Source organism: Streptomyces sp. NPDC060064, from assembly GCF_042736455.1.
Taxonomy (GTDB): domain Bacteria; phylum Actinomycetota; class Actinomycetes; order Streptomycetales; family Streptomycetaceae; genus Streptomyces.
Genome location: NZ_JBHWWF010000001.1, coordinates 464,904 through 487,447 on the forward strand (window position 1 = coordinate 464,904; position 22,544 = coordinate 487,447).

At 70.6% G+C, this 22,544-nt stretch carries 19 protein-coding genes and 1 pseudogene; 15 read left to right on the forward strand and 5 right to left on the reverse strand.

Annotated elements, in window-relative coordinates:
• Positions 1–350: 350 nt before the first annotated feature.
• The 5 genes and pseudogenes from ACFWDI_RS02225 to ACFWDI_RS02245 all read left to right on the forward strand — a co-directional run.
• A pseudogene (locus ACFWDI_RS02225) lies at positions 351–1,355 on the forward strand (glycosyltransferase family 2 protein); the annotation flags it as partial.
• 29 nt (positions 1,356–1,384) lie between these two features.
• Positions 1,385–2,176 (forward strand): polysaccharide deacetylase family protein, encoded by a 792-nt coding sequence (locus tag ACFWDI_RS02230; protein WP_385300790.1) that lies wholly within the window; start codon positions 1,385–1,387, stop codon positions 2,174–2,176.
• Between the two features lie 117 nt (positions 2,177–2,293).
• Positions 2,294–4,237 carry a hypothetical protein gene (locus ACFWDI_RS02235; RefSeq protein ID WP_385300792.1) on the forward strand — a complete coding sequence of 648 codons (1,944 nt, stop codon included), beginning with the start codon at positions 2,294–2,296 and terminating at the stop codon, positions 4,235–4,237.
• Entirely contained in the window at positions 4,234–4,632 is a 399-nt protein-coding gene (locus ACFWDI_RS02240) for a hypothetical protein (RefSeq protein WP_385300793.1), read from the forward strand. Before ACFWDI_RS02235 ends, ACFWDI_RS02240 begins: the two co-directional genes overlap by 4 nt.
• Positions 4,632–5,771, forward strand: coding sequence for a glycoside hydrolase family 26 protein (locus ACFWDI_RS02245; RefSeq protein ID WP_385300795.1), 1,140 nt, complete (start codon positions 4,632–4,634; stop codon positions 5,769–5,771). The genes ACFWDI_RS02240 and ACFWDI_RS02245 overlap by 1 nt, the downstream gene beginning before the upstream one ends.
• Here the strand turns inward: ACFWDI_RS02245 and ACFWDI_RS02250 are convergent.
• The 3 genes from ACFWDI_RS02250 to ACFWDI_RS02260 form a co-directional block, all read right to left on the reverse strand.
• Entirely contained in the window at positions 5,746–8,004 is a 2,259-nt protein-coding gene (locus ACFWDI_RS02250; protein WP_385300796.1) for a lipopolysaccharide biosynthesis protein, read from the reverse strand. The two genes, ACFWDI_RS02245 and ACFWDI_RS02250, sit on opposite strands and share 26 nt — an antisense overlap.
• Positions 7,997–9,178 carry a DegT/DnrJ/EryC1/StrS family aminotransferase gene (locus ACFWDI_RS02255; RefSeq protein WP_385300838.1) on the reverse strand — a complete coding sequence of 394 codons (1,182 nt, stop codon included), beginning with the start codon at positions 9,176–9,178 and terminating at the stop codon, positions 7,997–7,999. The genes ACFWDI_RS02250 and ACFWDI_RS02255 overlap by 8 nt, the downstream gene beginning before the upstream one ends.
• 174 nt (positions 9,179–9,352) lie before the next feature.
• Positions 9,353–10,258, reverse strand: a complete 906-nt coding sequence (locus ACFWDI_RS02260; RefSeq protein ID WP_385300797.1) for an RNA polymerase sigma factor SigF — start codon at positions 10,256–10,258, stop codon at positions 9,353–9,355.
• 318 nt (positions 10,259–10,576) lie between these two features.
• On the opposite strand from ACFWDI_RS02260, the gene ACFWDI_RS02265 reads away from it, so the two are divergent.
• The 6 genes from ACFWDI_RS02265 to ACFWDI_RS02290 all read left to right on the forward strand — a co-directional run bounded on the left by ACFWDI_RS02265 (position 10,577) and on the right by ACFWDI_RS02290 (position 15,994).
• Positions 10,577–10,945, forward strand: a complete 369-nt coding sequence (locus ACFWDI_RS02265; protein ID WP_385300798.1) for an STAS domain-containing protein — start codon at positions 10,577–10,579, stop codon at positions 10,943–10,945.
• Between the two features lie 160 nt (positions 10,946–11,105).
• Positions 11,106–11,600: an ATP-binding protein gene (locus ACFWDI_RS02270; protein ID WP_327324004.1), complete on the forward strand. Its 495-nt coding sequence runs from the start codon at positions 11,106–11,108 to the stop codon at positions 11,598–11,600.
• A gap of 175 nt (positions 11,601–11,775) precedes the next feature.
• Positions 11,776–12,471 carry an LPXTG cell wall anchor domain-containing protein gene (locus tag ACFWDI_RS02275; RefSeq protein ID WP_385300799.1) on the forward strand — a complete coding sequence of 232 codons (696 nt, stop codon included), beginning with the start codon at positions 11,776–11,778 and terminating at the stop codon, positions 12,469–12,471.
• A gap of 3 nt (positions 12,472–12,474) precedes the next feature.
• Entirely contained in the window at positions 12,475–13,416 is a 942-nt protein-coding gene (locus ACFWDI_RS02280) for a hypothetical protein (RefSeq protein ID WP_385300800.1), read from the forward strand.
• A 2-nt stretch (positions 13,417–13,418) separates the two neighbouring features.
• A complete protein-coding gene (locus tag ACFWDI_RS02285; protein ID WP_385300802.1) occupies positions 13,419–14,639 on the forward strand; it encodes a hypothetical protein in 1,221 nt (406 codons plus the stop codon).
• A 14-nt stretch (positions 14,640–14,653) separates the two neighbouring features.
• Positions 14,654–15,994: a hypothetical protein gene (locus ACFWDI_RS02290; protein ID WP_385300839.1), complete on the forward strand. Its 1,341-nt coding sequence runs from the start codon at positions 14,654–14,656 to the stop codon at positions 15,992–15,994.
• 75 nt (positions 15,995–16,069) lie between these two features.
• Here the strand turns inward: ACFWDI_RS02290 and ACFWDI_RS02295 are convergent, their stop codons facing one another.
• Positions 16,070–17,590, reverse strand: a complete 1,521-nt coding sequence (locus tag ACFWDI_RS02295; protein ID WP_385300803.1) for a peptide MFS transporter — start codon at positions 17,588–17,590, stop codon at positions 16,070–16,072.
• Between the two features lie 467 nt (positions 17,591–18,057).
• On the opposite strand from ACFWDI_RS02295, the gene ACFWDI_RS02300 reads away from it, so the two are divergent.
• On the forward strand, positions 18,058–18,735 hold the full coding sequence (locus ACFWDI_RS02300) for a response regulator transcription factor (protein ID WP_385300804.1): 678 nt from the start codon (positions 18,058–18,060) through the stop codon (positions 18,733–18,735).
• 129 nt (positions 18,736–18,864) lie between these two features.
• On the forward strand, positions 18,865–20,133 hold the full coding sequence (locus tag ACFWDI_RS02305) for an ATP-binding protein (protein WP_327323997.1): 1,269 nt from the start codon (positions 18,865–18,867) through the stop codon (positions 20,131–20,133).
• A gap of 55 nt (positions 20,134–20,188) precedes the next feature.
• Here ACFWDI_RS02305 and ACFWDI_RS02310 read toward each other — a convergent pair whose 3' ends face one another.
• Complete coding sequence (locus tag ACFWDI_RS02310) at positions 20,189–20,695, reverse strand: GtrA family protein (RefSeq protein ID WP_385300805.1); 507 nt, start codon at positions 20,693–20,695, stop codon at positions 20,189–20,191.
• A 193-nt stretch (positions 20,696–20,888) separates the two neighbouring features.
• Here ACFWDI_RS02310 and ACFWDI_RS02315 point away from each other — a divergent pair, with 193 nt between their 5' ends.
• Together ACFWDI_RS02315 and purE are read left to right on the forward strand one after the other, a co-directional pair.
• Positions 20,889–22,007 carry a 5-(carboxyamino)imidazole ribonucleotide synthase gene (locus tag ACFWDI_RS02315; RefSeq protein WP_385300840.1) on the forward strand — a complete coding sequence of 373 codons (1,119 nt, stop codon included), beginning with the start codon at positions 20,889–20,891 and terminating at the stop codon, positions 22,005–22,007.
• On the forward strand, positions 22,004–22,540 hold the full coding sequence (purE, locus tag ACFWDI_RS02320) for a 5-(carboxyamino)imidazole ribonucleotide mutase (protein ID WP_385300807.1): 537 nt from the start codon (positions 22,004–22,006) through the stop codon (positions 22,538–22,540). Before ACFWDI_RS02315 ends, purE begins: the two co-directional genes overlap by 4 nt.
• The last annotated feature ends 4 nt before the right edge of the window (positions 22,541–22,544 follow it).

Sequence of the window (22,544 nt, forward strand, 5' to 3'; positions counted from 1 at the left end):
CCCACGATGTGCTTCCCGCACACGGGGGTGCGCACGATGCGCTTCCCGCATACGGCGGTGCCCACGAGGAAACCACCCACCGGGCAGCAACCACCAACGCCCGCGGCCCAGCTGGGCCACATGACCCCGCACAGGAAACCACTCACCGGGCAGCAACCACCCCGGGTGCCCACGAGGAAACCACCCACCGGGCAGCAACCACCAACGCCCCCGGCCCAGCTGGGCCACAAGACCCCGCACACGCCACCGGCCCAGCTGGGCCACATGACCCCGCACACGCCACCGGCCCAGCTGGGCCACAAGCCCCCGCACACGCCCCCGGCCCACCTCAGCCACAGGACCGGGCGACCATCGTCGTCGCAACCCGCGAGCGCGCCGATCAGCTCGCCCGCGCGCTCGACTCGCTGCTCGCCCAGGACCACCCGGACTTCGAGATCGTCGTCGTCGACAACGCGCCCGTCACCAGCGCCACCCACGACCTCGTCGAGCACAAGTACGGTGAGCGCGTCCGGTACGTCCGCGAGCCCGTACCGGGGCTCGCCGTCGCCCACAACCGCGGGATCGCCGCCGCCGACGGCGTGGTCATCGCCTTCACCGACGACGACGTCGTCGCCGATCCGCACTGGCTCACCGCGCTGACCGCGCCCTTCGCCCGCGATCCGGGCCTGGGCTGTGCGACCGGCCTGATCCTGCCCGCCCGGCTGCGCACGCCCGCGCAGATCCTCCTCGAGAGCCACGGCGGCTTCGCCAAGGGCTTCATGCCGCGCCAGTACGACCCGGCGCACCCGCCCGCCGGCGAACCGCTCTTCCCGTTCACCGCCGGCAGTTTTGGCTCCGGCGCCAATATGGCCTTCCGGGCCACGGTGCTGCGCGAGATCGGCGGTTTCGATCCCGCCACCGGCACCGGCACTCCGGCCAGGGGCGGCGACGACCTGTACGCGTTCGTCAGCGTCCTCGCCGCCGGGCACCGGCTGCGCTACACGCCCGACGCGCTGGTCTGGCACCACCACCGCGAGAGCTGGCAGGACCTGAAGAACCAGGCGTACGGCTACGGCGCGGGCCTCACCGCGTATCTCACCGCCGTCCTGGTCCGCCGGCCCGCGCTGCTGCCCGCACTGCTCAGAAAGCTGCCGCGCGGACTCGCGCACGCCCGCTCCATCACCGCGCACCGAGAGGTCGGCGGCGCCTCGGTGCCCGGGGAGCACGGGGCGCAGGACTATCCGTGGCCGCGCCATCTCTCCCGGCTCGAGCGGCGCGGGATGCTGGCAGGGCCGATCGGGTATGCCAAGGCGCGCCGACGGGTGCGCGGCGTACCGCTCCCGTGGGCCGGCCGGCCGCAGCGGGACGACGAGTGAGACGAAGAATGAGAGGCGCTGGTACGACGATGCCCCGGATCCCCGTACTGCTCTACCACGCCGTGATGGACGAGCCGCCCGACTGGATCGCCGAATTCACCGTCACACCACGGGAGTTCGGCGCGCAGCTGGACGCGATCGTGGCCAGCGGCCGCACCCCGGTCACCATCGGCGCACTCGCGGACCAGCTCGCGGGCCGTGCCCCGGTCGTCTTCCGGCCCGTCGTCCTCACTTTCGACGACGGCTTCGCCGATTTGCCGGGGCCCACCGCCGAGGCGCTCGCCGCACGCGCACTGCCCGCCACCGCGTATCTCACCACCGGGGCCATCACTCCGGGCCGGCGCAGTCTGCTGCCGCCCGCGCCGATGATGACCCTCTCGCAGGCGCCACTGCTGGAGCAGTACGGAATGGAGGTGGGCGCCCACACCGTCACCCACCCCCAGCTGGACACCCTCCCGCCGAAGGCACTCCACCGTGAACTGCGCGAGTCCAAGGCGGTTCTGGAGGACGTCCTCGGCCATCAGGTGACGCACCTCGCCTATCCGCACGGCTACAACAGCCGTGCCGTGCGCAAGGCCGTCGCCCGCGCGGGCTACGCGTCGGCGGTCGCGGTGCGGCACGCACTGAGCTCGGACGCCGACGAGACGTACCGCATCGCCCGCCTCATCCTGCGCCGCAGCCACACCGTCGCGGACATCGAGGCGTGGATGGACGGTCGCGGCGCGCCGGTCGCGCCGTTCCCCGACTCGCTGCCGACGGTCGGGTGGCGGTTCTACCGGCGGGCCCGCGCGGTCGTGAAGGGCCCGGTCTTCGCGGGGTAGCAGGGGCGGTGACACAACCGGAGAAGAGAGCCACGCAAACACGAAATCTGTTCCTATACTTCGCTGAAGGGACAGCGGCGTGACGGCCGTGACCACTTCCGTGGGGGGAGTCGCACTGTGCGCCAACGCGTGCCCGCACCGCTCACAGGGCGCAGCGCGCCGCCGTCCGCCCTGGAGACCACCGGCCAGGAACCACCCGGCGACACCGCCCGCCCACGCCTCCGCAGACCGCCCGACCTGCTGCGGCCCGACCTGCTGTTCAGCTGGCTGCCGCTGTTGCTCGGTATCGGCCTCTGGCTGTACGCGCTGCCGCGCATCGGATTCCGCTCCATGGGCGACTACGGTCTCCTCGACCGGCTGCCCGCCGCCTTCTATCTCTCGCTGCTGGTTCTGACCTGCGGCTTCCTGCTCAGTCTGCGCCGTGCCGGTACGGCACCCTGGTGGCCCGCCGCCTACTGCGTCGGACTGCTCTTCGCGCTCAAGGCGGCGCCGGCCGTGCTGTACGACTCGGTGCGCTACCCCTGGGCCTCCAAGCACGACGCGGTCATCAACCAGCTGCTGCTCAACGGCGAACTGCGGCCGAACGCCGCCCTGTCCGGCAACATGTCGGCGTACGACCAGTGGCCCGGCTTCTTCTCCCTCAATGCCGCCCTGGTGCGGACCTTCGGCGTGGAGAGCGCGGCCGCCTACCTCAACTGGGCGCCCATCGTGCTCGGGCTGCTGGTGATGCCGGTACTGGTCCTGATCTACCGCACCTTCACCGAGGACTGGCGGCTGGTGTGGACCGCCGTCTGGATCTTCCAGGCCGCCAACTGGGTCGGGCAGGACTATCTGGCCCCGCAGGGCTTCGCCTATGTGCTGCATCTGACCGTACTGGCCGTGGTGCTGCGCCATTTCGTACGGCCGGGCTCGGCAGGCAGGCTGCGCGACCGCACCTGTCTTGATCCGGTGGCCGCCCCCGTCCCGCCGCCCACCGGGGTGCGCCAGCGGGCCGTCTGCATCGCCATCCTCGCCCCGCTCATCGCCGCGATCAACGCCTCCCACCAGCTCACGCCAGTCATGCTGTGCGTCTCACTGCTCGCCCTCACCCTCACCCGCCGCTACCGCAACTACGGGCTGCTCGTCGTCGCCGGGCTGCTGATGCTGATCTGGGACCTGACGATGGGGCGGCCGCTGTTCGTCGAGACGCTGGGCACCCTGCGCGACTCGATCGGCGAGCTGATGCAGAACTCCCGGGCCGGGTACGCCGGTCAGCTCACCGGGCCCGGGCCCGAGCTGGCCGGGCGCGCCAATGTGGTGATGGTGCTTGCGGTCGCCGCCCTTGCCGGGATCGCGGTACTGACGCGGCGCCGGCTGACCCGGAGCGCGTTGCCGCTGCTGCTGGTGTCGGCCGCTCCCGTGCCGATGTTCGCCGTCAACGACTACGGCGGCGAAATGCTGTTCCGCGTCTACCTCTTCGCGCTGCCGGGCGCGGCGTTCTTCGCGGCCGCGGCACTCGTTCCGGCCGTCGTCGGGGCCCGCAGGCCACAAACCCGGGCCGGCACGGTCCGGCGCCGGACCGCCGCGGTCGCACTGCCGCTGGCGCTGACAGCGCTGGTCGCGGGCTTCATGCCCTCGTACTACGGCAAGGAGAAGATGTACTACACGCCGCCCGCCGAGACGGCGATGGTCACCCGGACCATCGACCGGGCCCCGCAGGGCACGCTGATTCTCGCCACCACCGGCTCGTTCCCGCAGGCGCTGCACCGCTACGACCGGCTGGAGCACTGGTTCTTCGCCGAGCAGGAGCTGCCGGAGAACGAGAAGATGCTGAAGGACCCGGCGGGATATCTGGCCCGGGGGATCGCGCGCGGCACCAAGGCGTACGTCATTCTCACCCGTACCCAGGACATCTACACCGCGGGCGAGGGCCTGCTGCCACCCGGCGGCTTCGCCGCACTGCGCTCGCGCCTGTCGGCGTCATCGCTGTTCAAGGTCGTCGAGGAGCAGCCGTACGGCGTCGTACTCGAATACCGGCCAGGAGGCCCACGGGGCTCCCGAAGCGGGGGGATCACCCGATGAAGGTTCATCAGAATCAGCTCAGAGCGGCCGTGGCGGTCTCCGGATGGGTGGCTCTCGCCGCGACCCTGCTGCCCGGCGGTTCGCCGCTGCGCTGGATACCGGTGCTGCTCTTCGTCTGCTTCGGGCCCGGCCTGGCCATGCTCTATCCGCAGCCCGGCGGGCTGCGATCCGGCGCCCGACTGGAGGCGTTCGCGCTGGCGGCGCCGATCAGCCTGTCGCTCGGCGTGCTCACCGCCACCTCGCTCTATCTGGTCAAGGCCTTCTCGGCCACCGCCTTCCTGGTGGCGCTCGCCGCGTTCGCGACCGTCGTCGCCGCGCTGCCCGGACTGCCGCTGCCCGCCGCCACGCAGGGCGCCGCCGAGCGGGTCAAACGCAGGCCCGCGGACGGTGGCTGATGAACGGCCGCCACGCGGGGCCTCACAGGAGGGCGTACACCGCCGTCGTCCTGGTCGCGGTGGCGCTGCTCGTCGCCGGGCTCGGCGTCTGGGCCGGCGGCGTCGACGGTACGGCGGGGAACGGGGACGACGCCCGCTCGCCGGGCCTGGATCTGCCCCGCAACGCGGCGTCCGGCGAGCTGCCCACCGGGTCCTGCGCACCGGACGAGAAGCTGGTCGCAAGGTGCGGGGCCTGGTGGGGCGCGTACATCCCGTACGACCGGAACAGCTCCCTCACGAAACCGGTGTACGCGTTCGAGAAGAAGATCGGCCGCAAGCTCGATCTCGTCTACACGTACCACGACATGTCGGGCGGAAAGGCCGACGGTGAACTGCTCACCGCCGACGAGCAGGAGCTCGGCAAGGACCGCCTGCTGATGCTGGCCTGGGAGTCCACGGTGTGGAAGGAACCGCACCACGCCAACTACACGGAGACCCAGCTCGGCTGGAAGAACATCGCCGCCGGGAAGTACGACGCCAAGATCATCGACCCGCAGATCCGCCGCCTCAAGGCGTACGGCAAGCGGGTCTTCTTCTCCTTCGACCAGGAGGTCGACGCCCGTATCAAGGAGGGCGCGGGCACCCCGGCCGAGTATGTCGCCGCCTACCGGCATCTGCACGACCGGTTCCGGAAGCTGGGCGCCGACAACGCCGTCTGGGTGTGGACGGTCTCCGGCTATCTGGGCAGCGCCGATGCCATGAAACAGCTCTATCCGGGCGACGACTACGTCGACTGGATCGGCATGGACCAGTACAACTACTTCGGCTGCCACGACACCACCGACTGGAACGACTTCGACGAGAGCCAGCGGCCCACCTACGACTGGCTGCTGGAGAACATCTCCGCGAAGAAACCGCTGATGATGGCGGAGTTCGCCACCGCACCCGACCCGGCGGACCCGGACCGGCAGCGCGGCTGGTACTCGGCCATTCCCGAGGCCATCAGGACCATGCCGAAGGTGAAGGCGATGGTCCACTGGAACCGGGCGACCTCCGCCGAGGCGAGATGCGATCTCACCGTCAACGAGGGCCCGGCGCTGGAGGGTTACCGGAAGGCGGGCGGCGACCGCTACTTCAAGCAGACGGTTCCGAGCCGCTGACAGCGCGCCGGCCGGTGCGGCGGCGGCGTACCGCCGCAACGGCCGCCGCGGCGGCGTACAGCCCGGTGAATCCGGCGAACACCGGCAGTGCGGCAGCCGCCACCGTGTCCTGGGCCGCCCACCCGGCCACCGCCAGCACCCACACCGCGCCCGCTGTGACCCGCTCGCCCGCGCCCGCCGCGCGCAGCGTCACCGCTGCGAGCGCGAGGCAGAGCGCCTGGAGCGCGGCGGGCAGCACGCTCAGGACACCGGCCGGGCTGTCCAGGCCCGCCGCCTCGGCGAGGAAGTCCGCGAACGCTTCGGCCCACGAGCCCTCGGCCGGCTCCGGCCGGATGCCGAGCAGCAGCGGCGCGGTGTGCAGCGCGGCGACCGTCACCAGCAGGGCCGCGCCGGTCAGGGCGAGCCGCGGCCGCTGGAGCGCGACGGCCGCGCAGTACACGACGACGAGCAGGATGCCCGCGGTGAGCGTGACCGGCGGCAGCGCGTCGAGCAGCTCGCCGCCGGACAGCCGGCTCCGGCCGAGGTCCTCGGCGCGGGAGAGCGGAATCCAGAAGAGCCCGGCGGCCAGTCCGAGCCACAGCCACAGCCAGCCGGTCAGCCGGACCTCGTCGCCGCCGGGTGCGGAAGGCCGCTCGTCCGCGGGCTCGGGTACGTACACCGGGATGCCGAGTGCGGGCGTCGCCGTGTCGTGCCCGCCCCGCAGGTAAGCGGTCCGGCGCGCCCAGTCGGAGTCGAACTCCCGTTCCTCCCGGTCGGCCCGCTCGCGCCGCTCGGCGGCCTTCCTGGCCCAGTTCGTGCCGTAGTCGATCTCCTTCTCGCGCCCCCGGTGCAGCAGCCGGCCCAGCCGGGAGGGCTTCGGCTCGCGGCCCGACAGCGCGGCGCGCAGCCCGGGCACCGACACCGCGGCCATCAGCGTCATCGAGAGCAGCATCGCCAGGCCCGCGCCAGGGATCCCGACGGGGCCGAGCAGCAGCGCGGCGCTGCCCAGCACCAGCGCGCACATCGCGCCCTGCAGCGCGGCGAGCACGCCCGTACGCCCCTGGACGCGCAGCACTCCGATGTACAGCTCGACGGCGACCCGCGGCAGCGCCGCCGCGGCCAGCAGCCGCAGCACCGTGGTGCCGTGCTCGGCGTAGGTGTGGCCGAACGGGGCGAGGATCTGCGGGGCGAGTACGACGAGGAACAGCACGACCGGCACCAGCAGTACGGACATCCGGCGGAGCGCGCCCCGCACCCCGGCGGCCAGGGTCTCCGGGTTGTGCGAGGCGTGGGCGGTCAGCGAGGAGGCCATATTGATGGCCATGAACTCCATCGTCCCGCCGACGGTGTACGCGATGTAGAAGTACGCGTTGTGCGCGGCGTCGAAGTGGATCGCGACCATCACCGGCAGCAGATTGATCATCGCCAGCGAGAACAGCGAACCGACCGAGTCACCGGCGAGGAAGCGCCTGATCTCGCGGAGGCTGGGCGGCTCGCGGTCGCGGTCTGCCGCCACCTGCCGCGGGATGAGCCTGCGGAAGATCAGCCAGCCCAGCGGCAGTACGGACAGGCCGATGGCCGCGGCCCAGGAGACGAAGATGCCCAGGACGGGCATGGCGGTGGCGAAGACGGCGAGCAGCAGCAGCTTGCCGATGGAGAAGAGGGCGTTGCCGACGGGCACCCACACGGCCTTGCGCAGCCCGGTCAGCACCCCGTCCTGGAGGGTCAGCAGCGCCCAGGCGACGCAGGACGCGGTGAAGACCACACCCGCTGTGAGCCCGCCGAGAGGCGCGTACGAAGGCCCCCAGAGGTCGAGCGTGAACAGGAACGCCACGGAGGCGAGGCACACCACCAGCGAGCTGGCGGCGTACGCCCGCCACACCAGGGGTCCGGTGGCCCGCCCGGCCCGTGGCACGTACCGCACCACCGCGCCGATCATGGTCGTCGCGGTGATGGAGGCCAGCAGCCGCATCGCGGCGATGGCGGCCGAGCCCTCGCCGACCGACTCCTTGGTGTAGTAGCGGGCGGCCACCAGCCAGAAGCCGAGGCCCAGCGCGGCGGAGACGCCGGTGGAGAGCATCAGGGCGTAGGCGTTGCGGAACATCGAGTCGCCGCTGGGGGCCGCGCTCACCGCCGAGCCGTCTGCCCGGGACCCGTCCGCCCGGGACCCGTCCGCCTCGGACACGCCGGGGGCGGACGGCTCGGCCGACGGCACGGCATCGGACGGCTTGCGCAGCCGGGTGGTGTCAGACACCGTGCTCGCCCGGCGTGGACGGTGGTGCGGCTTCGGCTTCTCCGGGCGGCCGGGCGGGCCGCGCGCGCAGTTCCGTGAGGACGGATATCACCTGGTCCGCGCGGAGCGGATCGACGGGCAGGGCGTGCCGGGCGAACCAGGCGGCCCGGGCCGGTGCGGGCGACGGGTCGGTGAAGACCTCGCCGGCGTACGTGTCGAGCGGCGGGTCGTAGAGATAGCCGACCGTGATCCGGTGGCGTGCGAGTGCGGCGATGGCCGCGTCGCGGTCCTCGACCAGCAGCGGCACCCGGAACAGCGGCTGCACCGGTCCGGGCCGCGGCAGCGCCCACTCGGTGGCGTACAGCCGCCGGGTGCCGGCGAGATGCGCGGCCAGCCGGTGGTCGAGGCGGGTCAGCAGCCGCTCCGTACGCCGCAGCCGCAGCCCGCCGGGTCTGAGCCGGTAGTCGTGCATGTCCACGCGTATCCAGGAGTGGAAGTCCGCGAGCGCGGGTGCGGTGGACATCGCCTGCTTGAGCTCGCCGGGCCGCAGTTCCATCCGGATGTCCTCGCGCTCCTCGAGACCGAGCAGCCGCTGGGTGGCACGGGCCGCCCGGACGAGCCGCAGTCCCCGCACACCGGCCTCGGCGTACGGTCGCAGGCCGTACGCGATCTCCGCCGACAGCCGTGCAGGCTCCAGGAGTTCGTCCCGTGCCCGCACCAGTGCCGACCGCAGCGCCGGATCCGCGACAGCGAGGAATCCGCCGGTCTTTGCCCCGGTGTGCTTGGAAAGGCTGAAGACGGAGGCATCACCGAAGGTCCCCACCGGCCGTCCCGCCACCTCGCTGCCGATCGCGTGCGCGGCGTCCTCGATGAGTGGGATCCCCAACCGGTCGCAGCGGGCGCGCAGTTCGGGGACCGGATCGGGATTTCCGTACAGATTGGTGGTGATCACGGCGGACAGCCCGCGCCATACGGCGTCGGGGACGGCGGCCGTGTCGATGGACCCGTCCTCGGCGTTGAGCGGCGCCTGTACGGGACGCAGTCCGGCGGCGAGCACCACGAAGAAGATGACGTCGTCGTTGACCGGCGACATCAACACCCGCCCGCCGGGCGGGCACCAGTGGCGCAGTGCCACGTAGAGCCCGATACGGCACGACGGCACATACAGACATTCCCTGCCCAGACGGCGGCCCATCAGCTGTTCCAGTGGTGCGTACGCCGCAGGGCAGCCCTCCCCAAGAGCCATGTTCGTCCCCCCACCTACCCCAGGCTCAATGTGGACCAATCAGGACTGCCCCGTCAATAACGGGGAAGGGCCCATTCCTTGACGGAATGGGCCCTTCCAGTGGCCTGTGCGGCGCGTCCCCCGTTACTCCTCCAGCGTCAGACCCTTCCGGAGCTTGACCAGGGTGCGGGACAGCAGCCGGGACACATGCATCTGCGAGATTCCGAGCTCCTCGCCGATCTCCGACTGCGTCATATTGGCGACGAAACGCAGGGAGAGGATTTTACGATCCCGTGGCGGAAGGCTTGCAATCAGCGGCTTCAGCGACTCGACGTACTCGATGCCCTCGAGTCCGTGGTCCTCGTAGCCGATGCGGTCCGCGAGCGCGCCCTCGGTGTCGTCCTCCTCGGGCTGGGCGTCCAGCGAGCTCGCGGTGTACGCGTTGCTCGCCGCCATGCCCTCGACGACCTCGTCGTTGCTGATGCCGAGTTGCTGCGCCAGTTCGCCGACGGTGGGCGCGCGGTCGAGCTGCTGGGCGAGTTCGTCGCCCGCCTTCGCGAGGTCGAGCCGCAGCTCCTGGAGGCGGCGCGGCACCCGCACCGACCAACTGGTGTCGCGGAAGAATCGCTTGATCTCGCCGACGATGGTCGGCATCGCGAAGGTCGGGAACTCGACGCCGCGGCTGAGTTCGAAGCGGTCGATCGCCTTGATCAGGCCGATCGTGCCGACCTGGATGATGTCCTCCATCGGTTCGCTGCGGGAGCGGAACCGGGAGGCGGCGAACTTGACCAGCGCCAGATTGAGTTCGACGAGCGTGTTGCGTACGTAGGCGTACTCGTGCGTGCCTTCCTCGAGGGATTCGAGGCGTCCGAAGAGCGTCTTCGACAGGGCGCGCGCGTCCACTGGTCCCACCTCGTTGAAGGGTGGGATCTGCGGGAGCCCGTTCAGCCCGTTCAGCCCGTTCAGGCTTTCCAGGTTCTCGGGTTCGGGGGCGGGGGCGTGTGTCGACGGCGCGGTGGGGGTACGCGATGCGTCGAGCCGGGGTGACATGGTCTCCTCCATCGTTCTCGGCATATGGCCGCCGATGCCAATACGTGGCTGCTGCGGTGAGCGGCGCCTCCAAAGCCGGTCGTGTTGGTTGTGTCCGTACTAGGCCTACCCGGTCAGTGCGGGCAGTTGCAAGTGTCATATGTCCCACATGTCCGTTATGGTGGAGAGTTCGGCTACCCGTCGGAGCATGGAAGGGCTACTCTTCGTCGGGCGTCCACGCCGTCCGAGGGCGGCGCTCGACGCACGCAGCGACATTCCGATGACACGACGGCGATGCGGCGAACGATGCAGCGCACGACACGGCGAAGAGGGACGGGCATGGACCGCGGGACGGTCGGCAGCGCGAACCGGGGCCGACTTCAGGTCGAGGTTCGGACCGAGGGCCACAGCGAGGTGGTGAAACCGGCGGGTGAGCTGGATCACCACACCGCCGAATTGCTGAGCGCGCCATTGGACGACGCGGTCGAGCGGGGCCGGGTACGGCTGGTCATCGACTGTTCGGAGCTCGAGTTCTGCGACTCCACCGGGCTCAATGTGCTGCTCGGCGCGCGGCTGAAGGCCGAGGCGGCCGGGGGAGGGGTCCATCTGGCCGGGATGCTGCCCGTAGTGGCCAGGGTCTTCGAGATCACCGGAGCAGATGCGGTCTTCACCGTGCACGACTCCCTCGAAGCGGCCCTCTCCGACTGACTGCCGCCCCCCTTTGTTGTCCGCGTCACGCGCGCCGCTTCGGCGAAGTGGGTGTTGTCACGATTCGGCAGGGCAGGAGAACCCCCGCAGAACGTTGACGACCCCGCACTCTGTGTATTCAAGTCATGGCAATTTGGTGAATCGGTGAGGTGAAGCGCTGATGAGCACCACCCGGCAGCAGCCGCCGGGCGACCTCGGCCCCGAGCCGAACGGCGCCGGCGCCGCCCCTGCCTCCGGTGCACCCGGCGGTGCGGTGCGCAGTCTTGCCCTGGGCAGCGCCAGCGGCATCGTTCCGATGGCCCGCGACTTCACCCGCCAGGCGTTGTACGACTGGGGCTGGCTGCCCGCCGCCAGCGCCGACCGGCGGGCGGCGGCGGAGGATGTGCTGCTGGTCGTGTCCGAACTGGTCACCAACGCCTGCCTGCACGCCGATGGCCCGGAGCAGCTGAAAGTCGGCTGCGACGGGAAAGTGCTTCGTCTGGAAGTCACCGACCGGGGCACCGGCCAGCCCGCCCCGCGCACCCCGCACCGGGCCGGACGGCCCGGCGGACACGGGATGTTCATCGTCCAACGTCTCTGTCTGGACTGGGGAGTTGTCCGCGTGCCCGGCGCGTCGGGCAAGACGGTCTGGGCGGAGCTCGCCGCGCCGTCCTAGTGCCGCGCGTAGCGGTCCACGGCAGGTTTTGAATCTCTTGTAGAGCACGTCAATACGGCGTGCTCTTTGTCTTCCCTCCCCAAGGTCCCAGGCGTACCTTGAGCGCCCGATCTGATGTGTCGTCAGTAACTTCGGCGACATCAGGCAGCAACTTCCGGCCTGAGGGGAACTCGAGGTGTCGTACCAGAAGCGGACAGCTCTCGCGCTGGCAGCAGCGGTGGCGGGCTCGGTGGTGCTGATGGCCGCCCCTGCCGCCCAAGCCGGTGTCGTGGACGTCGACTACCAGTGTCAGACTCCGATCGGGCCAAAAGGCGCGGTCTCGCCGATCGATGTCAAGAGCGTCAGGAGCGGCGGCGGCTACCGGCTGACGATGTCCTTCCAGAAAGGCGTCTCCTCCAGCCCGGTGGAGCTCGGCAAGGGCGCGATGAAGCCGAGCGCGCTGATCAAGCTGGGCGGCGCGGAGGAGGGTTCGGTCGCGGTCTCCGGGCCCGCGAACGAGGCGGCCATCCCGGCCAACACTCCTATCAAGATCAATGACTTGACGGGGACGTACACCCCGAAGAAGAGCGGCAAGGTCACCTTCACCGCCGGAGTGCTGACGATCAAGGCGCTCGGTACGACGACGACGTGCACACCCAAGAACAACCCCAAGCCCTCGCTGGAACTCGACGTCACGGCGGCGGGCGGCGGTTCGGGCGGCGGCGGTTCCGACGGGGGTACGGGGCAGAACGCCCAGTCGGGCGGCGAACTCCCCAAGACCGGCCCGGTCGACTCGGCCCTCGCGCTCGGCACGCTCGGCGGGACGGTCCTGCTGGCCGGAGCGGCCGGGGTGCTGTGGCTGACCCGGCGCGGACAGCGCACCGCGAGCTGACCCGTGCATGTGCGCGCACGCCTCGCCGGTTCCGCCGCCCTCGCCGTCGCCGTGCTGCTGTGCGCGCTCTGTGGGCTGTGCGCCCCTGCCGCGTGGGCGTCCGGCGAGCCGACGTGGACGGCGGAACCGGCGGCGGGCGGCGGCAGACCGTACATCTATATGGAAGGCGTGCCCGGCACCGTCCTCGAGGACAGGCTCTCCGTGACGAACCGGGACGCGAAGCCGCTCGCCGTCCGGCTCAGGTCCGCCGATATGGTCAACACCGCGGGCGGCGCGCCCGCGGTACGGGGCGCCCGGCAGTCCAAGGACGCGGGCACCTGGATCACGCTCGCCGCGAACCGGGTGACGGTCCCGCCCCGCACCAGGGCGGAGGTCCCCTTCTCGGTCACGGTCCCTCCGGGCGCACTCCCCGGCGACCATCCGGGCGCGGTCGTGGCGGAGTCCGGCGGCCGTGCGGCGGGTGTACGGATCCAGCTGCGGGTGAGCGGCCCCACGCTGGCGGCGCTCACGGTCGAGGACGTGTCGGTCTCCGGCGGCGCGATCCGCTACAGCCTGGTGAACCGCGGCAATACGGCGCTGACCCCGCGGGTCGCGTTCCGCGCGGACGGTCTGTTCGGGCAGGTGCTGCGCCGGGCGCCGCGGACGCTGCCGGTGGAACTGCTCCCGGCCCAGCGCGTCAGGATCACCGAGAAGTGGACCGATCCTCCCCCGCTGAACAAGGTGACCGTCCACATCGAGGCGACGGCCTCGGGCGACGCGAGGGCCGAGGCCTCGGTATCGGCGGCCTTCGTCCCCTGGGGGACGGTGGGGGGCGCGGTCGCGGCTCTGCTCACCACGGCCGCGACGACACTGTGGTGGGTACGGCGCCGAGGCCACCCCCCGGCCGCCGATCCGACCTCTGAACAGACGGACAGTGACCGGCACTTGGCGAGGTCAGGAACATGACGATGCACCACAGAGCTGACGCCGCAGGGGTCGTCGGGCGTTGCGAAGCCGACGCCGTAGGGGTCGAGGGGCGTCAGCCCCCGCGCGCCCTCCACCGCCCGGGGGCCCGGGGGCCTGCCCCCCGTTACGGGAAGGAGCGACGTGGGGGAGACTCCACCGCCCACCGCCCCAACGCCCTCGCTGTCCTCCTCGCCCTGCTCCCACTGCTGCTGCTCCCCGCACTCCCCGCCTCCGCGGCCGACGGAAAGCCCGCGGTCAAGCTCTCCCAGGCGCAGGCCGGCAAGGGCGGCGACATCACCGTCAGCGGTTCCGGATGGCGGCCGGGCACGCTCCTCATGATGCTCATCTGCGGGCAGGCTGTGCCTGACAGAGGCGTGATCGGCGGCACCAACGCCTGCGCCAACTCCGACGGCCGCGCCGTCACCACCGACGCCAAGGGCTCCTTCAGCAAGGAGATGCCGGTTGCCGAGCCGCCCAAGCCCTGCCCCTGCGTGGTGCACGTAGCGACCGTGACCGGTGAACAGGCCGTCGTCGACGCCCCGTTCACCGTCGCCGGTCACCCCACCGCACCGCTGCCGCAGCAGGCGGGCGCCGGCAGGCTCGCCGTCCTCGCCGCCCCCCGGCTCGAGGGCGAATCCGGCATCCTCGTCTTCTTCGGCGCCCCGCCGTCCCGTCGGCTCGAGTTCACCGTCGGCAACCTCGGCTCCGCGCCCGTGCGCGACCCTGTCTTCCAGGTCGGCACCTCGCACGGCGTCTTCGCCCCGCAGTGGGAGGAGCAGCAGTGGCGCGGCACCATCGCGCCCGGCCAGAAGGCGCAGGTCAAGCTGCCGGTCCAGCTGTCCGCCGGGGCACACGGCGACTACCAGGTCTCCGTGAAGTACGGCACCAAGGTGCTCGTCGAGCAGCCGTGGGGCGTCGGCCGGCCGTGGGGCGTCACGATTTTCTGGCTGCTGCTGGCCGTCGTCGTACCGGCCGCCGTCTTCCGTATCGGCATGGCGATCGTCGACCGCCTCCGCCCACGCGGCAACGGCAGCCTCCGCCCGCGCGGCAACGGCCGCCACCGCACCGTCCAGCTGCCCACGTTCCGCCGCCCGGGCTCCCGGTCCCGCGCGCAGCCGTCCGCAGCGCCGAAGAGCACCACGACCACCACGGCGGCTCTGCCGTGGTTCACGCCTGACTCCGCACCGTCAGAGAACCGGTCCACGACGAAGGGACATTCGTGAGCACGCAACGGAGGATGAGCGCGGCCGGAGTCGCGCTGATGCTCGGCGGCGCGGGGATTCTGCTGGCCGCAAGCCCCGCCCAGGCAGCCGAGGTCTCGTACCGGACGGAGTGCATCCCACCGCCCATCTCGGGCCTGCCACCCGTGCAGGGCACGACCAAGGTCGAGATCACCGCGCCCGCCGAGGCGAAGGTCGGCGATGAGGTCGAAGTGGTGTGGAAGTTCGTCGAGGCGGCTTCCAAGAACCCCGACATCATCGACCTGGAGAAGGACACGGTGAAGCCCACCGGCACGCTCAAGGCGGCCGGCACGCAGACCGCGGACATCGCCATGGAGGGGCCGCGGACGAACCCGCCGATCCCCAAGAACAGCCCGATGAAGCTGTCCGACATGAAGGGCAAGATCAAGCTGACCAAGGCCGGCGAGGTCACGCTGACGCCCGACGCGTACAACATCAACGTCTCCAAGCCGATGTCCACCGACACCAAGTGCACGCCGAAGGAGACGGTCAAGGCCGCCGCGACGATCAAGGTGTCGGACGGCAGCGGTACGTCCGGCGGTACGACGACGTCCGGCGGAACCACCTCGGGCGGCACGACGACGTCAGGCGGTACGACGACGTCGGGCGGCACGACCACCTCAGGTGGCACGACCACCTCAGGCGGTACGGCCTCCGGCGGTGGCGACGGCGGCCAGAGCGACTTCCCCGGCAAGGAGGTCGCCGTCACCTTCGCCTGCAAGTCGCCGGGCCCGGCGAGCATCAACTCCAAGGTGACGATCAACGCCAGGAAGAACGGCGGCGGTTACGACCTGGCCGTCAAGACCGCCAAGGGCGTCATGAACAGCCCGGCGGCACTCCCCGCCGGTGCCCTCAAGCCGTCCATGGCGGTCCTGCTCGGTGGCGTCGACAAGGGCACCGTCCCCGTCACGGGCCCCGCCAACAAGGATCCGCTGGAGCAGGGAAAGCCGGTGGACCTGCCCGATATGACCGGTACGTACAAACCGGGCGCGAGCGGCAAGTCCACGCTCAGCCCCGGCACCCTGACGATCGACGTCACCCTGGGCGGCCAGAAGATCAGCATCCCGTGCACGGTCAAGGGCTCGGCGGCCGTCTCCCTCGCGCTCGACACCTCGGCCCAGCCGGGCGGCGCGTCGGGCGGTGACAACGGCGGCGGCACCACGTCCAGCGGCACCACGTCCGGCGGCGGTACGAGCACGAGCGGCGGCCTCGCCCAGACGGGCGCCGAGGACAACGGCGCCCTGCGCGCCCTCGCCCTGGTCGCCGGCACGGTGATCCTGCTGGGCGGCGCGGTGTTCACCTTCACCCCGTGGCGCCGACTGCGCGGAATCCGATAGAGCAGAGCTGACACGGCAAAGGGCCGCCGCACCGAATCCGGTGCGGCGGCCCTTTTGCTGCGCGTACGAGCTACGTCAGTGGACGTCGCCCATCTGCTCCTCGACCTTCTTGCGGTACATGTAGATCGCGAGGCCGGCCGCCGAGGCGAGCAGCGCCTGCATGGCGATGATCCAGGTCCCGTTCAGGTCGACACCCGCGAGCGCGAGCAGACCCGTGAGGCAGTCACCGGCGGTGACGGCCAGGAACCAGACACCCATCATCTGGCTGGCGTACTTCTGCGGCGCCATCTTCGTGGTGACCGACAGGCCGACCGGGGAGAGGCACAGCTCGGCGATCGTCTGGATCATGTAGATCGAGACCAGCCACATCGGGCTGACCTTCGTGCCGTCACTGGCCATGCTCATCGGAATGATGAAGACGAAGAACGAACCGCCGACGAGGATCAGGGACCGCGCGAACTTCACGATGGTGCTGGGCTCGCTGTTCTTGCGGGCCAGCGCCAGCCACATCCAGGCGAAGACCGGGGCCAGCGCCATGACGAACAGCGGGTTCAGCGACTGGTACCAGGTGGCCGGGAAGTCGAAGCCGAACAGGGTGTCGGCGGTCTTGCCGTCCGCGAACAGGGACAGCGTGGAGCCGCCCTGGTCGTAGATCATCCAGAAGAGCGCGGCGGCCACGAAGAACCAGATGTAACCGCTCATCTTCGACTGCTCGACGCGGCTCAGGCTCTTGTCGAGCTTGATGCGCACCAGCACGGCGACCGGGATGATCAGACCGGCCAGGGTGAGCGGCACGAGCGCCCAGTTCAGGGTGTACATGCCCGCGGTGACTACGGCGCCGTAGAAGGCGGCGATGGCGACGGCGCCGATGGCGACCTTGACCAGGATGCTGTTGCGCTCGTCGACGGAGAGCGGGTTCGGGACGATGCTGCTCTTCGGGTTCAGGTTCCGGGTGCCGATCAGGAACTGGGCCAGACCCAGGCCCATGCCGACCGCGGCGAGCGCGAAGCCGAGGTGCCAGCTGTGCTTCTCACCGACGGTGCCGATCACCAACGGTGCGGCGAACGCACCGAGGTTGATGCCCATGTAGAAGATCGTGAAGCCACCGTCACGGCGCGGGTCGTCCGGTCCGTCGTAGAGGTGACCCACCATCGTGGAGATGTTGGCCTTGAGCAGACCGGAGCCGACCGCGACGAGGATCAGGCCGACGAAGAACATCGCCTGGCCGGGGACGGCGAGCGAGAGGTGGCCCGCCATGATCACGAAACCGGCGATGGTGACAGTCTTGCGAGCGCCCCAGACGCGGTCACCGAACCAGCCGCCGGGCATGGCCATGAGGTAGACCATCGAGACGTAGACGGCGTAGATCGCCGACGCCGTGGCCGCGGTCATGGCGAGGCCGCCGCCCTGGGAGCCGGTTGCCGCGTCGGCGCCACCGGAGACCAGGTAGAGCACGAGAAGGGCGCGCATGCCGTAGTAGCTGAAGCGCTCCCACATCTCGGTCATGAAGAGAGTGGCCAGGCCGCGGGGGTGGCCGAGGAAGGTCTTCTCGGAGACAGCGGAGCTGGCCGAGTCCTTCGTCAGGCTGGACGCCATGGTCGATCCTTGCTTGCTCGGGACGCGGTGCTTTGTGAGCGGTACGCGCCCGGTGTGGGGGTGGCCGGCACCGGCAACGGATGTGCCCCACCCCACGCCTGAGGGGTTCGCTCCGCAGAAGCGGGAGCCGAGGGACAGTCCGCACCGGGATCCACGCCTCGCGCGCTGTGTCGCGCACCAGGCCCGGTCCATCGGTCATTCACTGTCTTCGAGGCCGGCAGGGCCAACCTCGCGCAGAAAAGAGACCCTTGGCACGCTCAGCAGGCCAAAGGTCCCGTGTAGTGCACAGGCTTCTCGCCACCATACGTCACGACACAGTGGCATATGGAAGGACTTGAGACATGGATCACAGGATTTAATGGAACCGCTGCCCTGATTCGAAGGCGGCAACCATGATTGCATCCCAGACCCGCAGGCCTTGACGATCAAGCCCCAACCTGCGAGTCGCGCGGACTACCATCACCCACATGACCCGTGTACTGCTCGCCGAGGACGACGCTTCCATCTCGGAGCCGCTGGCCCGCGCCCTACGTCGGGAGGGGTACGAGGTCGAGGTGCGCGAAGACGGTCCGACCGCGCTCGAAGCCGGACTTGTCGGCGGCGTGGACCTCGTCGTCCTCGACCTCGGGCTGCCCGGCATGGACGGCCTGGAGGTCGCCAGACGGCTGCGTGCCGAGGGCCACACCGTGCCCGTCCTGGTGCTGACCGCCCGCGCCGACGAAGTGGACACCGTGGTGGGCCTGGACGCCGGCGCCGACGACTACGTCACCAAGCCGTTCCGCCTCGCCGAGCTGCTCGCCCGGGTACGGGCCCTGCTGCGGCGCGGCGCCACCGAGCACGTCCCGGCGCCCGCCACCCACGGCGTACGGATCGACGTCGAGTCGCACCGGGCCTGGATGGGCGACGAGGAGCTCCAGCTCACGGCCAAGGAGTTCGACCTGCTGCGGGTCCTGGTCAGGGACGCGGGCCGGGTGGTCACCCGCGACCAACTGATGCGCGAGGTCTGGGACACCACGTGGTGGTCGTCCACCAAGACGCTGGACATGCACATCTCGTGGCTGCGCAAGAAGCTCGGCGACGACGCGGCGAACCCGCGCTACATCGCCACGGTTCGGGGAGTGGGCTTCCGCTTCGAGAAGAGCTGAGGCGCGGCGAAGAGCTGAGGCACGGGGGCGGAGCCCGCAGGGAACCCGCACCGGACAGGAAACCGCGCCACGAGGCCTAGGCTGAAGTACGGGCACTCCCCGTACACCGCGTCCCGCCCGGAGGGCACTTTGCGCCGCCGCCTCATCAACTCCACGCTCGCCGTCGTCCTCGTCGTCATCGCCGTCTTCGGTGTCTCCCTCGTCCTCGTCGAGACCCGCACCATCAGCAGCAGCGCCCAGGAGAGCGTGGACTCCGAGGCCCTCCGCCTCGTCAGCATCGTCGACAGCCGGCTCATCGGCGGCGAGCCCGTCAACCCGGACATCCTGGCCGAGCAGAGCGGCGCCAAGCGGTACGCGCAGATCCAGATCCCCGGCCGCGCGCCCATCGCGATCGGCGAGCGCCCCTCCGGCAGCGTCATCCGCGGTGTCGCGCGCGGCGAGCGCGGCGAGTCCGTCACTGTCGAGGAATCCCGTTCCTCCGTCACCCGCGAGGTCGGCCGGACCCTGCTGATCATCGCCGCGGTGTCGCTGCTCGCGGTCGTCGCCGCCGTACTGCTCGCCGTACGCCAGGCGAACCGGCTCGGCTCGCCGCTCACCGACCTCGCCGAGACCGCCGAGCGCCTCGGCTCCGGCGACCCGCGCCCCCGCCACAAGCGCTATGGCGTCCCCGAGCTCGACCGGGTCGCCGACGTCCTCGACGCCAGCGCCGAGCGCATCGCGCGCATGCTCACCGCCGAGCGCCGGCTCGCCGCGGACGCCTCGCACCAGCTCCGTACGCCACTGACCGCGCTCTCCATGCGACTGGAGGAGATCACCGTCGCCGAGGACCTCGAGACGGTGAAGGAGGAGGCGAGCATCGCGCTCGCCCAGGTGGAGCGGCTCACCGACGTGGTGGAGCGGCTGCTCACCAACTCCCGTGATCCGCGCACCGGTTCCGCCGTCGTCTTCGATCTGGACGAGGTCGTCAAGCAGCAGCTGGAGGAGTGGCGGCCGGCCTACCGCAGCGCGGGCCGGGCGATCGTCTGCTCGGGACGGCAGGGCATGCGCGCCGTCGGCACCCCGGGCGCGGTAGCCCAGGTCCTCGCCGCGCTGATCGAGAACTCCCTCATGCACGGCGGCGGCACCGTCGCCGTCCGCACTCGTGTCACCGGCAACCAGGCCGTCGTCGAGGTGACCGACGAGGGCCCCGGCGTACCGGCCGACCTCGGCGCGCGGATTTTCGAGCGGACCATCAGCGGCCGCAACTCGACCGGCATCGGACTGGCCGTGGCCCGCGATCTGGCGGAGGCGGACGGCGGACGGCTCGAGCTGCTCCAGCAGGATCCGCCGGTCTTCGCGCTCTTCCTGAGCCGGGTGCAGCGCGGCCGCCGGGACGAGCAGACGCCGATGGTCAGATAGCTGTCGGACAGCCGCGGCACAGCCGGCGTGCGGCCCGGGCTCAGCGTGCGACCGTTCAGCGGGAGACCCGGTCGGGCTGCGGCGGCCGCTGCCCGAGGAAGGACTCCGCGGTCTGTACGGCCTCGCGCACCGGCAGCGCCCGGAACACCCAGGTGCGGTACGACCAGAAGCGGAACAGCGTCGCGATGCCGATTCCGAGGAACTTGAACACATTGCTCTGCAGCGGACTGTCCCAGCCGAAGCCGTACGTCGCGGCGTAGAGCACCCCGCTCTGGATCACCAGCCCGACCAGGCTGAACAGGAAGAAGAGCGTCAGCTCCTTGGTCCTGCGGGTCTTGTCGCGGTCCCGGTAGGTGAAGTAGCGGAAGCCCACATAGTTGACGGCGATCGCGACGACCGTGGCCACGATGCTCGCCCGTACCACAGGGAGGTCCGTGAGAGTCCGTACGAGATTGAAGACTCCCAGGTCCACCAGGAGCCCCACCGCACCAACCGCGCCGAACTTCGCGAACTCGCGCGTGAGCTGATCAAGCCGCACGCGCAGTGCGCTTCGTTCACTCATGGTGATCGCTCAGCCCCGTTCGGGTCGGTGTCGTCAACTCAGCCATGCTAACCACCACCCTCAGGAGTTGCCCGCGGACATCTTCAACGGCGTGGCGGGACTGTGACGAGGGCGACGACGGACCGGGGCCGCGCGAGGCAGGGCGCACCGGGGCGGCGGATACCCTAAGAGGGTGACGTTCCCGGTAGTCGGCATGGTCGGCGGCGGTCAGCTCGCCCGTATGACCCACGAGGCGGGCATCCCCCTCGGCATCAGATTCAAGCTCCTCAGTGACACTCCGCAGGACTCGGCGGCCCAGGTGGTCAGCGAGGTCGTCATCGGCGACTATCGCGACCTGGACACGCTGCGTGAGTTCGCGCGGGGCTGCGACGTGATCACTTTCGATCACGAGCATGTTCCGATCGAACACCTGCGGGCCCTGGAGGCGGACGGCATCCCCGTCCGGCCGGGGCCCGACGCCTTGGTGCACGCGCAGGACAAGGGCGTGATGCGCGCCAAGCTCGACGAGCTCGGCGCGCCCTGCCCGCGCCACCGCATCGTCGCGGACCCCGCCGATGTGTCGGCGTTCGCCGAGGAGGTGGGCGGCTTCCCCGTCATCCTCAAGACGGTGCGCGGCGGCTACGACGGCAAGGGCGTCTGGTTCGTCCGTACGCAGCACGAGGCCGAGGCCCCGTTCCGGGCCGGTGTCCCCGTCCTCGCGGAGGAGAAGGTCGACTTCACCCGCGAGCTCGCGGCGAACATCGTCCGCTCTCCGCACGGCCAGGCCGTCGCCTATCCCGTCGTCGAGTCCCAGCAGGTCGACGGCGTCTGCGACACGGTGATCGCGCCCGCGCCGAATCTGCCGGAGGCGCTCGCGGGCCAGGCCCAGGAGCTCGCCCTGCGGATCGCGAAGGACCTCGGCGTCGTCGGCCATCTCGCGGTCGAGCTCTTCGAGACAACCGACGGCCGCATCCTGGTCAACGAACTCGCCATGCGCCCGCACAACTCCGGCCACTGGACCCAGGACGGCGCCGTCACCTCGCAGTTCGCCAACCATGTCCGCGCCATCCTCGACCTCCCGCTCGGCGACCCGCGCCCGCGCGCCGGCTGGACGGTCATGTGCAATGTGCTGGGCGGCGACTACCCCGACATGTACGCGGCCTATCTGCACTGCATGGCCCGCGACCCGCAGCTCAAGATCCATATGTATGGCAAGGACGTGAAGCCCGGCCGCAAGGTGGGGCACGTCAACACCTACGGCGACGACCTGGACGACGTGCTGGAGCGCGCCCGTCACGCAGCCGGCTATCTCAAGGGAACGATCACGGAATGACCAGCCCCGCAGCCAGCCCCCTCGTCGGCATCGTCATGGGCTCGGACTCCGACTGGCCCGTCATGGAAGCCGCCGCGCAGGCGCTCGAAGAGTTCGAGATCCCCTACGAGGTCGATGTCGTCTCCGCGCACCGGATGCCGCGCGAGATGATCGCGTACGGCGAGGAGGCCGACGGCCGCGGCCTCAAGGCGATCATCGCGGGCGCCGGCGGAGCGGCCCATCTGCCGGGCATGCTCGCCTCCGTCACCCCGCTGCCCGTGATCGGCGTGCCGGTGCCGCTGAAGTACCTCGACGGGATGGACTCCCTGCTCTCCATCGTGCAGATGCCGGCGGGCGTGCCCGTGGCCACCGTCTCGGTGGCCGGCGCCCGCAACGCCGGTCTGCTCGCGGCCCGCATCCTGGCCACGCAGGACGGCGAACTCCTCGCCCGTATGCGGGAGTTCCAGCAGGAGCTGAACGACCAGGCCACCGAGAAGGGCAAGCGGCTGCGCACCAAGGTCGAAGGTGCGGGCGCCTTCGGCTTCGGGAAGTAAGAGG

Excerpts from the sequence above, each read along its gene's own strand:
- purE (WP_385300807.1), top strand. The coding sequence starts at position 22,004 with ATGACCAGCCCCGCAGCCAGCCCCCTCGTCGGCATCGTCATGGGCTCG.
- ACFWDI_RS02315 (WP_385300840.1), top strand. The coding sequence starts at position 20,889 with ATGGTCGGCGGCGGTCAGCTCGCCCGTATGACCCACGAGGCGGGCATC.
- ACFWDI_RS02290 (WP_385300839.1), top strand. The coding sequence starts at position 14,654 with ATGAGCGCGGCCGGAGTCGCGCTGATGCTCGGCGGCGCGGGGATTCTG.
- ACFWDI_RS02295 (WP_385300803.1), bottom strand. The coding sequence starts at position 17,590 with ATGGCGTCCAGCCTGACGAAGGACTCGGCCAGCTCCGCTGTCTCCGAG.
- ACFWDI_RS02260 (WP_385300797.1), bottom strand. The coding sequence starts at position 10,258 with ATGTCACCCCGGCTCGACGCATCGCGTACCCCCACCGCGCCGTCGACA.
- ACFWDI_RS02300 (WP_385300804.1), top strand. The coding sequence starts at position 18,058 with ATGACCCGTGTACTGCTCGCCGAGGACGACGCTTCCATCTCGGAGCCG.
- ACFWDI_RS02270 (WP_327324004.1), top strand. The coding sequence starts at position 11,106 with ATGAGCACCACCCGGCAGCAGCCGCCGGGCGACCTCGGCCCCGAGCCG.
- ACFWDI_RS02265 (WP_385300798.1), top strand. The coding sequence starts at position 10,577 with ATGGACCGCGGGACGGTCGGCAGCGCGAACCGGGGCCGACTTCAGGTC.
- ACFWDI_RS02245 (WP_385300795.1), top strand. The coding sequence starts at position 4,632 with ATGAACGGCCGCCACGCGGGGCCTCACAGGAGGGCGTACACCGCCGTC.
- ACFWDI_RS02255 (WP_385300838.1), bottom strand. The coding sequence starts at position 9,178 with ATGGGCCGCCGTCTGGGCAGGGAATGTCTGTATGTGCCGTCGTGCCGT.
- ACFWDI_RS02230 (WP_385300790.1), top strand. The coding sequence starts at position 1,385 with ATGCCCCGGATCCCCGTACTGCTCTACCACGCCGTGATGGACGAGCCG.
- ACFWDI_RS02240 (WP_385300793.1), top strand. The coding sequence starts at position 4,234 with ATGAAGGTTCATCAGAATCAGCTCAGAGCGGCCGTGGCGGTCTCCGGA.
- ACFWDI_RS02285 (WP_385300802.1), top strand. The coding sequence starts at position 13,419 with ATGCACCACAGAGCTGACGCCGCAGGGGTCGTCGGGCGTTGCGAAGCC.
- ACFWDI_RS02310 (WP_385300805.1), bottom strand. The coding sequence starts at position 20,695 with ATGAGTGAACGAAGCGCACTGCGCGTGCGGCTTGATCAGCTCACGCGC.